General features: G+C 68.5%; 14 protein-coding genes. 9 read left to right on the top strand and 5 right to left on the bottom strand.

What is annotated here, in order from left to right:
* Positions 1-89: 89 nt before the first annotated feature.
* Together E6C70_RS05935 and gabT are read right to left on the bottom strand one after the other, a co-directional pair.
* Complete coding sequence (locus tag E6C70_RS05935; RefSeq protein WP_136423147.1) at positions 90-1079, bottom strand: asparaginase; 990 nt, start codon at positions 1077-1079, stop codon at positions 90-92.
* Positions 1076-2449, bottom strand: coding sequence for a 4-aminobutyrate--2-oxoglutarate transaminase (gene gabT, locus E6C70_RS05930; protein ID WP_136423145.1), 1374 nt, complete (start codon positions 2447-2449; stop codon positions 1076-1078). The genes E6C70_RS05935 and gabT overlap by 4 nt, the downstream gene beginning before the upstream one ends.
* A 45-nt stretch (positions 2450-2494) precedes the next feature.
* Between gabT and E6C70_RS05925 the strand changes: the two genes are divergently transcribed.
* On the top strand, positions 2495-2980 hold the full coding sequence (locus E6C70_RS05925; RefSeq protein WP_136423143.1) for an OsmC family protein: 486 nt from the start codon (positions 2495-2497) through the stop codon (positions 2978-2980).
* Between the two features lie 7 nt (positions 2981-2987).
* Here the strand turns inward: E6C70_RS05925 and E6C70_RS05920 are convergent, their stop codons facing one another.
* Positions 2988-3938, bottom strand: a complete 951-nt coding sequence (locus tag E6C70_RS05920) for a hypothetical protein (RefSeq protein ID WP_136423141.1) — start codon at positions 3936-3938, stop codon at positions 2988-2990.
* Positions 3939-3973: 35 nt separating this feature from the next.
* The gene (locus tag E6C70_RS05915; protein WP_136423139.1) at positions 3974-4735 is read right to left on the bottom strand and encodes a lysophospholipid acyltransferase family protein; all 762 of its coding nucleotides are present in this window, start codon (positions 4733-4735) and stop codon (positions 3974-3976) included.
* A gap of 64 nt (positions 4736-4799) precedes the next feature.
* On the opposite strand from E6C70_RS05915, the gene E6C70_RS05910 reads away from it, so the two are divergent.
* Both E6C70_RS05910 and E6C70_RS05905 read left to right on the top strand, forming a co-directional pair.
* Complete coding sequence (locus E6C70_RS05910) at positions 4800-5888, top strand: 1-deoxy-D-xylulose-5-phosphate reductoisomerase (RefSeq protein ID WP_136423137.1); 1089 nt, start codon at positions 4800-4802, stop codon at positions 5886-5888.
* Positions 5889-6102: 214 nt separating this feature from the next.
* Complete coding sequence (locus tag E6C70_RS05905) at positions 6103-7527, top strand: M50 family metallopeptidase (RefSeq protein ID WP_136423135.1); 1425 nt, start codon at positions 6103-6105, stop codon at positions 7525-7527.
* 103 nt (positions 7528-7630) lie between these two features.
* Here the strand turns inward: E6C70_RS05905 and E6C70_RS05900 are convergent, their stop codons facing one another.
* The gene (locus E6C70_RS05900; RefSeq protein WP_136423133.1) at positions 7631-8815 is read right to left on the bottom strand and encodes an acetyl-CoA C-acetyltransferase; all 1185 of its coding nucleotides are present in this window, start codon (positions 8813-8815) and stop codon (positions 7631-7633) included.
* Between the two features lie 136 nt (positions 8816-8951).
* Between E6C70_RS05900 and E6C70_RS05895 the strand changes: the two genes are divergently transcribed.
* From E6C70_RS05895 to ispG, 6 genes are all read left to right on the top strand, one after another.
* Positions 8952-9698 (top strand): 3-hydroxybutyrate dehydrogenase, encoded by a 747-nt coding sequence (locus tag E6C70_RS05895; RefSeq protein WP_136423130.1) that lies wholly within the window; start codon positions 8952-8954, stop codon positions 9696-9698.
* Positions 9695-10603 (top strand): alpha/beta hydrolase, encoded by a 909-nt coding sequence (locus E6C70_RS05890; RefSeq protein ID WP_235833288.1) that lies wholly within the window; start codon positions 9695-9697, stop codon positions 10601-10603. Before E6C70_RS05895 ends, E6C70_RS05890 begins: the two co-directional genes overlap by 4 nt.
* Positions 10600-11385: a CoA transferase subunit A gene (locus E6C70_RS05885; protein ID WP_136423126.1), complete on the top strand. Its 786-nt coding sequence runs from the start codon at positions 10600-10602 to the stop codon at positions 11383-11385. The genes E6C70_RS05890 and E6C70_RS05885 overlap by 4 nt, the downstream gene beginning before the upstream one ends.
* Before the next feature lies 1 nt (position 11386).
* Entirely contained in the window at positions 11387-12058 is a 672-nt protein-coding gene (locus E6C70_RS05880; protein ID WP_136423124.1) for a 3-oxoacid CoA-transferase subunit B, read from the top strand.
* A gap of 101 nt (positions 12059-12159) precedes the next feature.
* A complete protein-coding gene (locus tag E6C70_RS05875; RefSeq protein ID WP_136423122.1) occupies positions 12160-13209 on the top strand; it encodes an alpha/beta fold hydrolase in 1050 nt (349 codons plus the stop codon).
* A gap of 64 nt (positions 13210-13273) precedes the next feature.
* Positions 13274-14422 carry a flavodoxin-dependent (E)-4-hydroxy-3-methylbut-2-enyl-diphosphate synthase gene (gene ispG, locus E6C70_RS05870; RefSeq protein WP_207670041.1) on the top strand — a complete coding sequence of 383 codons (1149 nt, stop codon included), beginning with the start codon at positions 13274-13276 and terminating at the stop codon, positions 14420-14422.
* The last annotated feature ends 252 nt before the right edge of the window (positions 14423-14674 follow it).

Genomic DNA, 14674 nt, shown 5'->3' with positions numbered 1-14674 from the left:
TCGCCTCTGCAGCTATGACGAGTCGAGTGGGAGTTTCGTCACGGATGTGCGAGAAGTTCGTCACGGATGGCGCCCAGCGGCGCGAGCTCTCAGACGGTGGCGCGGATGCTGCCGACGCGCTCGTCGCCGCCCATTACCCAGAGGTCGAGTTCCGTCACCACGGCGTCGACGGCGTCGCTGTCGAGGGCACCCTGCTCGGCGAGCAGCCGCAGCCCGATCGCGTGCACGGCGCGCGTCGATCCGTCGAGCACCTTGGCGGCGATCGTCGTGCCATCGGGTGCTGTCATGACGATGGACCCCTCGGCACCGTACTTGGAGAACACCCCCAGGCGCTCGATGCAGATGGTGTCGCCGAGACCGGGTCCGGCGATGATCCACGGATGCTCGCGCACGGCCTCGGTGATGACGCCGGCCTCGCGGTAGATCGCGAACGGCGACGACGGGGTCGAGGTCGTGACGCGGTGGATGCCGCGCGCGAGGGCGGTGAGGGAGATCGCGTGGATGGGCGCTCCGCATCCGTCGACGCCGATAGCTGCCGGCCGCTCGCCCGTGAAGCGCTCGAGGATGTCGAGCACCCTCTTCTGGATCGGATGCTCGGGGTCGAGGTAGCTCTCGAGGTCCCAGCCGTTCGCGGCTGAGGCAGCCAGCATGCCGGCGTGCTTGCCCGAGCAGTTCATCGCGATGCGCGACGGGCCTCCGCCTGCGCGCAGGACGGCGTCGCGTGCTGCGCTGTCCTGGGGGAGTGCGGCTGGACAGCCCAGCGCGGATTCGGGGATGCCCGAGCGCATCAGGATTCCGCGTACCAGGTCGATGTGGCGCGCCGTTCCGGAGTGACTCGCCGTGGCGATGGCGGCGTCCTCGCCACGCAACGTGACGCCGCTCGACATGACGGCGACAGCCTGGAACGGCTTGAGGCAGGAGCGCGGGAAGATCGGGGTGCTCACGTCCCCCAGAGTGCGGACGACCTCGCCGGTCGGCGAGAGTACGACGGCGGCGCCTGCATGGCGCGACTCGATGAAACCACTGCGTTCCACGACGGCTAGTTCGACGGCGTCTGCGACGGAGATCGTCTGGGTCACGGGCGCTCGAGCGTGGCCAGCGCGTCGCGCAGCACCGACAGGCCGTCGGCGATGAGCTCGTCGGTCACCGCCAGGCTCGGCAGGAAGCGCAGCACGTTGCCGTAGGTTCCGGCGGTGAGGAACAGCACGCCCTGCTGGGCGGCGTATTCGGCGATGTGCGTCACCGCGGCCGCGAACGGCTCCTTGGTGGTCTGAGCGGTGCCGGACTTCACGAGCTCGATGGCGATCATCGCTCCGTGACCGCGGATGTCGCCGATGATGTCGTAGTCGGCCGCGAGCTCGGCGAGCCCGTCCTTGAGCGTGTCCCCGATGCGCGATGCCTGCGAGAGCAGGTCGTTGGCCTCGATCGACTCGAACACGGCGACGGCTGCCGCACAGGCGACCGGGTTTCCTCCGAAGGTTCCGCCGAGCCCACCGGGCTGCGAGGAGTCCATGATCTCGGCGCGACCGGTGACGGCGGCCAGCGGCAGTCCGCCGGCGATGCCCTTGGCGGTGAGCACCAGGTCGGGCTCGAGGCCGAACACCTCGCTCGCGTAGTAGTGGCCCGAGCGCGCCATGCCGCTCTGGATCTCGTCGGCGATGAGCACGACGCCGTTGGCGGTGCACCACTCTTGCAGGGCGGGCAGGTAGCCCTCTGCCGGAACCATGAAGCCGCCCTCGCCCTGGATCGGCTCGACGACGAGGCAAGCCAGGTCGGATGCGCCGACGACCTTCTCCAGCCAGGACGTCGTGCGGGCGGCGGCATCCGCTCCCGACAGGCCGTCGTGGTAGGGGTAGGAGCTCGGCGCGTGGTAGACGTCGCCGGCGAGCGGGCCGAACCCGGTCGCGTAGGGCATGGCCTTGTAGTTCATGGCCATCGTGAGGTTCGTGCGGCCGTGGTAGGCGTGATCGAGCACCGCGACGGCGCGACGGCCGGTGTACTTGCGGGCGATCTTGACGCCGTTCTCCACGGCCTCGGCGCCCGAGTTGACCAGGACGGTCTTCTTGGCCCAGTCGCCGGGCGTGTGCTCGGCGAGCAGTTCGGCGACGCGCACGTACTCCTCGTAGGGCGTGATGGTGAACAGCGTGTGGATGACATCCTGCAGCTGCTCCGCGGCGGCCTCGACGACGTGCGCCTCGGTGTGGCCGACGGTGGTCACGCCGATGCCGGCTCCGAAGTCGAGGAACTGGTTGCCGTCGACGTCGACCAGCACGGCACCGTTGGCCTTCGCGATGTACACGGGGAGCACGGATGAGACGCCCTCGGAGACCACGGCGCGACGGCGCTCGTGCAACTCCTGGGACCTCGGGCCGGGAATGGCCGTGACGATGCGGCGTTCCTGTGAAACGGTGTAGACCGGGGCGACGGGAGCAGAGGTGGCAGTAGTCATGGTGACGCCAGCCTACCGCTCGCCGCCGAGGTGGAAGGAGAGCTCATGGACGTCGATCACCGCTACGAACTGACGCTGGAATGGCAGGGCAATACCGGGAGCGGCACGAGCGGATACCGTGCGTACTCGCGCCTGGGGGAACTGCGGGTCGACGGCAAGCCGTCGCTCGGCGTGTCAGCTGACACCCCGTTCCACGGCGACGCCGATCGATGGAATCCGGAGGACATGCTGATCGGGGCCCTCGCCGAATGCCACCTGCTCTCCTACCTCTACGTCGCCACCCTTCACGGCGTCGTGGTCACCGCCTACACGGATGCCGCCACGGGCACGATGGTGAGCACGAGCGACGGCGGCGGGCACTTCACGGAGGTCACCCTGCATCCCCGCGTCACCGTGGCTGATTCCTCGATGGTCGAGACAGCGAGGGTGATCCACGAGGAGGCGAGCGCCAAGTGCTACATCGCGTCGTCGGTGAACTTCCCGGTGCGCCACGAGCCGACCATCCTCGTAGACGGGAGCGACGGCCACTGACTCACGCTCACGCGCCGGTGAACGTCCACTCGGGAGCCCGGCAGGCCACGCCGCCCTCGATGTTCGCGCACGGTCCGAAGATGGTGGGGAACGGCTCGGTGAGCGGATCACCGAACCACTTGGAGTAGAGCAGCCAGAAGTTGAGGTTGCCGTGGCTGGAGCATCTGTCGCCTTCACCCCGCAGGTCGGCCAGGGCCGCGTCGTTGGGCTGGTACGGGGTGTAGTTGTAGAGATTCGCGGTCGCCTGGTTCTCGATGTCGACGACGGATGCGCCGCACGCCGGATCGGGACTGAACGGCACGGCGACGTCGCCGACGGCGTAGGCGCGAACAGGATGCACCGTGTACTGCCGGAACTGCCAGGCGGCGTTGTAGACCTGATTGAAGAATCCGAAGTACTTCGTGTCGCAGTCGGCCGTGTCCGGGCAGGCGTAGCCCGTCGCCCGCAGGTAGCCCCGGGCGTCGGGGTGAGTCAGGAGCGACTGCTCCTTCTGCAGCAGTACGAGCAGTACTCGCGGACTGATGCCGCACGCGACGGACACGCGCGCGATGATGCGTGCGGCCGTCTCGTCGACCCCGCCCCGGTAGGCATCGCAGTGCCCGCGCTCCTGGGCGGGCTGATCGGTCGTCGTCTCGCGATAGTCGCTCAGGCAGGGCGATGCATCGCGGGGAGTGCACCGCAGCGAGCTCAGGAACTCGCCGATCTGCTCCTCGGTCATCGCGTAGGCGTTGTAGAAGTTGTAGTCGCTGATGATGCGCCCGGCGTGGAAGTCGCCGCTGTCCGTCGGCAGAGTGCCGGCCTTCGTGGGCAGCAGAGCCGGGGCGGGCGTCGTTGTCAGGGGAGCGGCGGAGGCAGCGGGGGCCCCCGGCAGCGCGAGCGCCACCATGATCGCGATGACGGTGGCGGCGAGTGCCTCGACGATGCGGCGGGGGATGGGGCGTCGTCGCTCGGCTCTCACCCGATGAACCCTATCGGCGTGCGCTGAGCAAGTACTCAGCGGCGCTCTCGGGGAAGCACCCGGTCGACGAGCCGGGCGACTCCCGACTGCGGGGCCTCGTTGTACGCGCCGGCCAACTCCTGACCGCTGAGGGCATGGATGGCCGCCATGATCTCATCCGTCGCGTGTCGGCGCGCACGACCCGACGAGGCCGGACCGTGCACGCTCACGTCGATCGGCTCGCCGAACGACACCGAGAACCGGTGGGGCCGCGGAAAGCGTGTGCCGACGGGCTGGATGCGGTCGGTGCCGGCGACCCCGACCGGAACGACGATCGCACCGGTCGTCAGGGCGAGGAAGGCCACCCCGGTGCGCCCCTTGTACAGCCGGCCGTCGAGGGAGCGGGTGCCCTCGGGATACAGCGCGAACGCCCCGCCGGATTCGAGGATGCGCTTGCCGGCATCCAGCGACTCCTGGCCCGACCCGCCCGCTCCACGCTCGACGGGGACCACGCCGATCGCCGTGAAGAACCATCGGCTGATGGCGCCGCGGAAGCCGGTTCCCTCGAAGTAGTGCGACTTCGCCATGAACTGGAGCCGCCGGGGAGCCGCGACGGGGATGGCGATGCTGTCGATGAAGGAGAGGTGGTTGCTGGCGAAGATCACCGGACCGGTGCGGGGGACATTGCCACGACCTGAGATGCGCGGCCGGAAATAGAGCAGCACGATCGGCCAGAGGATGACCTTGCCGAGTGCATAGACGAAGCCGGGGCGACGGATGGGGAGGGCGGCAGTGCCCTGCTCAGCGTCGTCGGCCATTCGGACACCTTAACCCGCGATGCATACCGGGGCGGGCATGCGGGCCTGAGCGTAGAGTCGTCGCGTGCGCAGAGTCATCATCCTCGGATCGACCGGTTCCATCGGCACGCAGGCGCTCGACGTGATAACGGCCAACGGCCATCGATTCGAGGTGGTCGGCTTGGCGGCGGGAACACGCGCCGACCTGGTTCATGAGCAGGCACGAGCCCACCGCGTCGAGCATGTCGCCCTCGGAATCGACGAGGCCGAGCAGCTAGTGAGATCGGTCGACGCCGACGTCGTCCTCAACGGCATCACCGGGTCGATCGGGCTCGGTCCGACGCTCGCCGCCCTCGAGTGCGGGCGCACGCTGGCCCTGGCCAACAAGGAGTCCCTCATCGTGGGCGGCGACCTGGTCACGGCACTGGCCGCTCCGGGCCAGATCGTGCCGGTGGACTCCGAGCACTCCGCCATCGCGCAGGCGCTGCGCTCGGGCACGGCCGACGAGGTGCGTCGGCTGGTGCTCACCGCGTCGGGCGGCCCATTCCGCGGCCGCACGCGGGCCGAGCTCGCGGATGTCACGCCCGCCCAGGCGCTCGCCCATCCCACCTGGGACATGGGGCTCGTCGTCACCACCAACTCCGCCACCCTGGTTAACAAGGGCCTCGAGGTCATCGAGGCCCACCTGCTCTTCGACGTGCCGTACGAGCACATCGACGTGACCGTGCATCCGCAGTCGATCGTGCACTCGATGGTGGAGTTCGTCGACGGATCGACCATCGCCCAGGCTTCTCCGCCCGACATGCGGTTGCCCATCTCCCTCGGCCTGGACTGGCCGCACCGGGTGGCCGGCGTGGGTCGGCCGTTGGACTGGACCACCGCGCACAGCTGGACCTTCGAGCCGCTCGACGACGCGGCCTTCCCGGCCGTCGCACTCGCGAAGAGCGTCGGACAGGCAGGCGGAGCGCATCCTGCCGTCTTCAATGCGGCGAACGAGCAGGCGGTGCACGCCTTCCACGACGGACGTCTGTCGTACCTCGGCATCCTCGACACCGTGCAGGCCGTGCTCGACGCCTACTCTCCAGACGCGGCCCCGCTGACCGTCGGATCGCTCGCCGAAGCCGAGCGCTGGGCGCGCGCGGAGGCGGATCGGCTCATCGCCACCGGCCGCTGACCGGGGCTCGCCGATCGGCACGGCTGAGACGTCGAACTGAGCGGACCGGCTGAGTCGTCAGCACCTGATCGGACGGGGCTGAGTCGTCAGCGACCGATCGGACCCTGCTGAGTCGTCGGCAATTGATCAGGCCGGCTGAGTCGTCGGCAATTGATCGGGCGGCTCTCGGCCACCCACCAGCGCCCTCCAAGGTTCTCGGCGCTACTCTGGCATCGTGGATACCGTCCTGCCCTTCATCATCGGCGTGCTCGTGCTCGCCCTGGGCGTCGCGATCTCCATCGCGCTGCACGAGATCGGCCATCTCGTCCCGGCCAAGCTGTTCGGCGTCAAGGTGACGCAGTACATGATCGGCTTCGGGCCGACTATCTTCTCCAAGCGCAGGGGTGAGACGGAGTACGGCGTCAAGGCCATCCCGCTCGGCGGCTACATCTCCATGATCGGCATGTTCCCGCCGCACGATGGGGAGAAGGTCAAAGCTGGGGGAACCGGCTTCTTCAGCACGATGGTGCAGGAGGGTCGCACCGACAGCGGACCGTTCACCGAGGCCATCGACGACGGCATCGACGAGCGAGAGGCCGGCAAGCCCGGTTACTTCGGACGGATGGCCGCGGATGCCCGTGCCGCGAGTGCCGACACCATCACCGCGGGCGACGAGCACCGCGCCTTCTACCTGCTCCCGGTCTGGAAGCGCATCATCGTCATGCTCGGCGGCCCGTTCATGAACCTCGTCATCGCGGTCGTGCTCTTCGGCGTCCTGTTGATGGGCTTCGGCACCGCCCAGGCGTCGACGACCGTGGGAAGCGTCTCCAAGTGCGTGGTGCCGGCATCCAGCACCAGCCAGACTTGCACCAGCAGCGATCCCGTTGCTCCCGCCGCCGCAGCAGGGATGCTGCCCGGCGACCGCCTCGTCTCGATCGACGGCAAGCCCGTGACCAGTTGGGATGCGTCGACCGCCGTCATCCGCGACTCGTCAGGCGACGCCCTCTCCGTGGTGGTCGAGCGCGACGGCGCGCGGAAGACGCTCTCCGTCACGCCGCTGCTGACCGAGCGTCCCGTCTACGACGCTGACGGCAAGGCCGTCGTGGGGTCGAACGGCAAACCCGAGACGGCCCAAGTCGGCTTCGTCGGCATCGGACCGGCGAGCCAGCTCGTTCCTCAGCCCATCACGGCGGTGCTGCCGGCCGTCGGGAACAACATCACCGCTGTCGGCGGCATGATCCTGAACCTGCCGCAGCGGATGATCGCCATCGCCAACGCCGCCTTCGGATCGGGCGAGCGCGACCCCAACGGACCCATCAGCGTCGTCGGCGTCGGCCGGGTCGCTGGAGAGGTCGCCGCCCTCGACGCGCCGATCCAGGGAAAGATCGCCACGCTCATCGGGCTCGTCGCCTCGCTCAACGTCGCACTCTTCGTCTTCAACCTCATCCCGCTCCTGCCGCTAGACGGCGGTCACATCGCCGGCGCCCTGTACGAGGGCGTCCGCCGGTGGTTCGCGAAGCTGCGCGGCAAGCGCGATCCTGGACCGGTCGACATCGCCAAGCTGATGCCGCTCACCTTCGCAGTCGTCATCATCCTCGGCGGCATGAGCGCGCTGCTCATCTACGCCGACATCGTGAAGCCCATCAACCTCTTCGGCTGACGTTCACCCTCTGGTCCCTCCCTCCGTCGAGAACGCACTCTCTGCGGGTGCGCGAGGCCCGGCACCCGCAAGAACTGCGTTCTCGGCGACGGTGAACGGGTGCTCAGCGGGACAAGAGGAGCGCATCCCCCTGGCCGCCACCGCCGCAAAGGGCTACGGCCGCCCTGCCCGAGCCGCGGTGAGCGAGCTCGTGTGCCGCGTGCAGGGCCAGGCGCGCTCCCGATGCGCCGATCGGATGGCCGAGCGCGATCGCACCGCCCTGCGCGTTGACGATCGCGTGATCGAGGTCCAAGTCGCGAGTCGACTGATAGGACACGGCGGCGAAGGCCTCGTTGATCTCCACGACGTCGAGGTCGGATGCCTGCCATCCCTGCCGTGAGAGCGCTGCGGCGATCGCGTTGGACGGCTGGGAGTGCAGCGAGTTGTCAGGCCCGGCGACATGCCCGGACGCCTCGACGACGGCGAGCCATTCGAGCCCGTGCTCCTCGGCGTAGGAGCGGCTGGCGACGACGAGCGCACTCGCGCCATCCGACAGGGGCGACGAATTGCCCGCCGTCACGGTGCCGTCCTTGGTGAACGCGGGGCGGAGACCGGCGAGCGTCTCGACGGTCGAGTCGGGGCGCACACCCTCATCCGTCGTCACGACCAGCGGGTCGCCCTTGCGCTGGGGAACCTCGACAGCGACGATCTCGTCGTCGAAGCCGCCCGCGGCGGCGGCCGCGCCGGCACGCTGATGCGATGCGGCGGCGATCTCGTCCTGCTCGGCGCGTCCGATTCCGCGCTCGCCGTTGTGGTGCTCCGTCGATTCGCCCATCGAGACGCCGTCGAACGCATCGGTGAGTCCGTCATAGGCGGCGTGGTCGAGCATCGTCACGCTTCCGTACGCCCAACCCCGTCGCGAGCCGGGGAGCAGGTGGGGGGCATTCGTCATCGACTCCTGGCCGCCCGCAACGACGACGGACGCCTCGCCGAGCCGGATCATCCGTGCCGCGTCGATGACCGCCGCGAGACCAGACAGGCACACCTTGTTGAGCGTCATCGCCGGGACGCGCCACGGGATGCCGGCGGCGACCGCGCTCTGCTTGGCCGGGTTCTGGCCGGCACCGGCCTGCAGCACCTGGCCCATCAGCACTGCGTCGATGTCCTCGACGCTCACGCCCGATTTCTCGATGGCGTCGCGGATGGCGATGGTGCCGAGCTGCACCGCGCTGAGGGCGGCGAACTGCCCGTTCACCCGGCCCTGCGGGGTGCGCGAACCGGACAGGATGACGACCTCGGTCGTGCTCATGGGATGTGACTCCTTCGTCAGGCGCCGCTGCTCGCGCCGCTCTCAGAAGTTTACGTAGCTCGACGGACGATCGGATGCGCGAAGCTCGACCTGCGATCCGCTAGCGTCGACGAGAGGGCACGAGGAGGTGCACATCATGACCGATCTCAGCGGCCGCCGGGCACTCGTCACAGGCGGAGCGAGCGGCATCGGTCGCGCGTGCGCGGAGGGGTTCGCGAGAGCTGGCGCATCCGTCACCATCGCCGATGTCAATGGGGAGGCCGCCTCCAGGCTCGCCGCCGAACTCGGCGGCGAGGCGTGGCAGATCGACCTCTCCGACACCGCCGCACTCGCCGGTCTCAGCCTCGAGTGCGACATCCTCGTGAACAACGCTGGCATCCAGCAGGTGAGCCCCATCGAGCAGTTCGACCCCGAGAAGTTCTCGCTCATCCTCCGCATCATGCTCGAGGCGCCGTTCCTGCTCATCCGTGCGGCCCTTCCCGGCATGTACGACCGTGGTTGGGGCCGGGTGCTCAATCTGTCCAGCGTGCACGGACTGCGCGCCTCGCCGTTCAAGGCCGCCTACGTGGCGGCGAAACACGGGCTGGAGGGGCTGTCGAAGGTCACGGCGCTGGAGGGAGCCGAGCACGGTGTGACGAGCAACTGCATCGATCCCTCGTATGTGCGCACGCCGCTCGTCGAGAAGCAGATCGCGGACCAGGCCAGGGTTCACGGCATCCCCGAGGAGGACGTGCTCGAGAAGATCATGCTCACGGAGCCGGCCATCAAGCGACTGGTCGAGCCGGAGGAGGTCGCGAGCCTCGCCCTCTGGCTGGTGGGTGAGCACTCGGGCATGGTCACCGGTGCCAGCTACACGATCGACGGCGGATGGAGCGCGCGGTGACCGCCTACCGGACATTCCGTGCGCCGGTCGAGGGCGGCGAGCTCGCGGGCGGGGTGTGGAATCCGGATGCCGACGGCGTACCCATCCTCGCCCCGCACGGCATCACGGCCACGCACCTGAGCTGGCCGCTCATCGTCGAACGATTGCCCGGCACCCGCTTCATCGCCCCCGACCTGCGCGGTCGCGGCCGCAGCAACGCGCTGCCGTCCCCGTTCGGCATGCCCGCCCAGGCGGAGGACATGCTGCGGGTTCTGGACCACTTCGAGATCGACCGGGCCGTGGTCGTCGGTCACTCCATGGGCGGATTCGTCTCCGTCCTGCTGGCGGCGATGCATCCCGATCGCGTCAGCTCCCTCGTGCTCGTGGATGGCGGGCTCCCGATCGCGCCGCCGGCCGGCGTGGCCGCGCAGGATGCCGCCGCTGCCACTCTCGGGCCCGCCCTGACACGGCTCACGATGGAGTTCGCGTCGCGTGAGGCGTACCGGCAGTTCTGGCTCGCGCATCCGGCCCTCGGACCGTATTGGAACGCCGAAATGGCCGCTTACGTCGACTACGACCTCGACGGCGTGGAACCGCACCTGCACTCATCGGCCGATCCGAACGCGATCGCGGAGAACTCTCTGCAGATGGACGGGTCCGACGGTTACTCCGAAGCGCTTCACAGCCTCGACCTGCCGATCGACTTCCTGCGCGCGCCTCGCGGCCTGCTCGACGCGGCGCCGCTGTACACCCCCGCCGACGTCGCGCGGGAGACCGCCGGCATCCCGCACATCCGTACTCACGAGGTGCAGGATGTGAACCACTACACGATCGTGCTGAGCGACCGGGGCGCCGATCAGGTCGCCCCCGTCATCAGCGCGCAACTCGTGCGGGCGACGATGCCCGCCGGAGAGGGGACCCTGTGACGATCGACAAGGTGGTCGGCTCAGCCGAAGAGGCGGTGGCCGACATCCCGAGCGGTGCCAGCATCGCGGTGGGCGGATTCGGGCTCTGCGGCATACCGATGGTAATGATCGACGCCCTGCTAGCGGCCGGACCCGACGGGCTCGACATCGTCTCGAACAACTGCGGCGTCGACGATTGGGGGCTGGGCGTGCTGCTGGCGGCGAAGCGCATCCGCAAGATGACCTCGTCGTACGTCGGCGAGAACAAGGAGTTCGAGCGGCAGTACCTCTCGGGCGAACTCGAACTGGAGCTGACGCCGCAGGGCACCCTCGCCGAGAAGCTGCGGGCGGGAGGAAGCGGCATCGCCGGATTCTTCACGCAGACCGGCGTCGGCACGCAAGTGGCCGAGGGAGGTCTGCCTCGTCGGTACAACACCGACGGGTCCATCGCCGTGGCCTCGGCGCCGAAGCAGGTCCAGCCGTTCGCCGTGCGGGGCGTCGAGAAGGAGTTCGTTCTCGAGGAGGCGATCTCCACCGACTTCTCCCTCGTGCACGCGAAGCTCGCAGACCGGCACGGCAACCTCGTGTTCGACAAGTCGGCCCGAAACTTCTCGCCGCTCGCCGCGATGGCGGGGCGGCTCTGCATCGCGGAAGTCGAGCAGATCGTCGAGGCCGGCGAGCTCGACGCCGACGCTGTACACCTGCCCGGTGTGTTCGTGGACCGCATCGTCGTCGTCGGAACGGATGTCGAGAAGCGCATCGAGCGACGCACCGTGTCGTCGACCGCGACGAAGGAGGCGTGAGATGGCACTCACCCGCGAACAGATGGCCGCGCGCGCGGCAGCGGAGCTGGCTGACGGCTCCTACGTGAACCTCGGCATCGGACTGCCGACGCTCGTGCCCAACTACGTGCCGGCCGGCATGACGGTCGTGCTGCAGAGCGAGAACGGCATCCTGGGCGTCGGGCCGTATCCGACGGAGGATGCGGTCGATCCCGACCTCATCAACGCCGGCAAGGAGACCGTGACCGTGCTGCCGGGGGCAGCGTTCTTCGACTCAGCCACGAGCTTCGGCATGATACGGGGCGGCAAGATCGACGCGGCCATCCTCGGGGCGATGCAGGTCAGCGCATCCGGAGACCTGGCCAACTGGATGATCCCCGGAAAGATGGTGAAGGGTCCCGGCGGCGCCATGGACCTGGTGCACGGCGCCCGCAGGGTCATCGTGCTCATGGAGCACACCGCTCGCGACGGGTCGCCGAAGATCGTGAACGCCTGCTCATTGCCATTGACCGGCCGAGCTGTCGTGCATCGCATCATCACGGACCTCGCGGTGATCGACGTGACCGAGACCGGACTGGACTTGGTCGAACTCGCGCCGGGAGTCAGCATCGACGAGGTCGTCGCCGCGACCGAGCCGCCGCTGCGCATCGCCGTCCCGTCGCTCGATCAGCCTGCAACCGTTCCGGTCGAGTAGCCCGGAATCCGCCGCCCGTCGCTCGTGTCGCCTGCCGGTCGAGTAGCCCGAGAACGCAGCGAGCACGCGTATCGAGACCATATCCAATGAATCGAGGAACCATGGACCAGACCCTGTTCGACGGCATCGTCGCGACCACCGTGCAGACTCCTCGCCTGAGAGCGCAGGTGCTCGAGCGGCCCGCTGCCGACGCGTCGAAGACCGTCGTCTTCGTCCACGGCAACGTCTCGTCGTCGTTGTTCTGGCAGCCCACCATGCTCGCGCTCCCGGACGACGTACGCGCCCTCGCGATCGACCTGCGCGGCTTCGGCGGCAGCGAGACCCTTCCGGTCGACGCGACTCGCGGACTCCGCGACTACGCCGACGACGTGGCGTCCGTCGTCGAGACCCTCGGGCTGCACCGCGTGCACCTGGTGGGGTGGAGCATGGGCGGCGGAGTGGCGATGCAGTACCTGATCGACCATCCGGAGCGCGTCGCCTCGCTGACGCTGCAGGCGCCCGTGTCGCCGTACGGCTTCGGAGGAACCGGCGCCGATGGTTCGCTTATGACGCCGGATGCCGCCGGCACCGGCGGGGGGGAAGGGAACCCGGACTTCATCGCGCGTCTGGCGGCCGGCGACACGACGGCCGACGCCCCGGCCTCACCGCTGTCGGTCTACCTCGGCACCTACGTGAAGCCGCCGCTCACCTCCGAGCACGACCAGATCTGGGTCGCCTCGATGCTGACGACCGCGACGGGCATCGACAACTATCCCGGAGACGGGTTCCCGAGTAAGAACTGGCCCGGCTTCGCGCCCGGAACGCGCGGAGTGCTCAACACGATGGCGCCGACCCACCTCGACCTCACCGGAATCGTCGACGTCCCCGACAAGCCCGACATCCTCTGGATCCGCGGAGCAGACGACGTCATCGTCTCGGACACCAGCCTGTTCGACCTCAACTTCCTGGGCCAACTCGGCGTCATCCCCGAATGGCCCGGAGCGGATGTCGCGCCGCCCCAACCGATGATCGCCCAAACGCGGGCGATCCTTGAGCGCTACGCCGCCGCGGGCGGATCGTTCGAGGAGATCGTCCTCCCGGACTGCGGGCACTCGCCGCACCTCGAGCATTTCGACGAGTTCTTGGCTGCGTTGGTGCGCCACATCGGCTGAGGGCCGACACGACGGGGTCCCCGCTTACAGTCGGTGTTCATCACCTCACGCGTAAGCTTGCATGGTGCCCGCTGTGAATCTCGGAATGCCCAAAGTCCCGGAGGTCCTGGCCCCCCGACGCAAGTCCCGCCAGATCAAGGTCGGCAAGGTCCTCGTCGGTGGTGACGCGCAGATCAGCGTGCAGTCGATGACCACGACGCCGACGCCGAACATCAACGCGACGCTGCAGCAGATCGCCGAGTTGACGGCGTCCGGCTGCGACATCGTGCGCGTGGCCGTGCCGAGCCGCGACGACGCCGAGGCGCTGCCGATCATCGCCAAGAAGAGCCAGATCCCGGTGATCGCCGACATCCACTTCCAGCCGAACTACGTGTTCGCGGCGATCGACGCCGGATGCGCGGCCGTGCGCGTCAATCCCGGCAACATCCGCAAGTTCGATGACCAGGTCGGCGCCATCGCGGCCGCGGCCAAAGCAGCCGGCGTCTCCATCCGGATCGGCGTGAACGCCGGGTCGCTCGAGCCGAGCATCATGCAGAAGTACGGCAAAGCCACCCCCGAGGCGCTTGTGGAGAGTGCCGTTTGGGAGGCGAGCCTGTTCGAGGAGCACGACTTCCACGACTTCAAGATCTCCGTCAAGCACAACGACCCGATCGTGATGGTCAAGGCCTACCGCCTGCTTGCCGAACGCGGCGACTGGCCCCTGCACCTCGGCGTCACCGAGGCCGGCCCCGCGTTCCAAGGCACGATCAAGAGCGCAACGGCGTTCGGCATCCTGCTCTCTGAGGGCATCGGCGACACTATCCGCGTCTCGCTCAGCGCGCCTCCCGTCGAAGAAGTGAAGGTCGGTCTGCAGATCCTGCAGTCGCTCAACCTCCGCGAGCGCAAGCTCGAGATCGTCTCATGCCCGTCGTGTGGACGCGCGCAGGTCGATGTGTACAAGCTCGCCAACGACGTGACGGATGGCCTGGAGGGCATGAGCGTTCCCCTGCGCGTCGCCGTCATGGGTTGCGTCGTGAACGGACCCGGTGAGGCCCGCGAGGCCGACCTCGGCGTCGCGTCCGGTAACGGCAAGGGCCAGATCTTCGTCAAGGGCGAGGTCATCAAGACCGTTCCCGAGAGCGAGATCGTGGCGACGCTGATCGCCGAGGCTAACCGCATCGCCGCCGAATCGGGCGACGCCTCGGTGGGCGCGCCGGTCGTCAGCGTCAGCTGATCTCCGCCCGGCTGATCATCGCCGGCTGACCACGGCGGAGCGCGAAAGTGCCATAACGCGCATCCCGTCGACGGCGCAGTGCCACAATGCGCATCCCGTCGACGGCGCGGTGCCATAACGCGCATCCCGTCGACGGTGCGGTGCCATAACGCGCATCCGCTCGAAGCGAGCTGGCTCCTCGCCATGACGTGTTGCGAGGAATGGTCGCGCCTTGGTGCCATAACGCGCATCCTGTGACGGGTCGGTGCCAAA

This window comes from Orlajensenia flava (assembly GCF_004801905.1).
GTDB classification, from domain to species: domain Bacteria; phylum Actinomycetota; class Actinomycetes; order Actinomycetales; family Microbacteriaceae; genus Orlajensenia; species Orlajensenia flava.
Note: the sequence above shows the minus strand (reverse complement) of the source record. Positions and strands in the feature narration are given on the sequence as shown.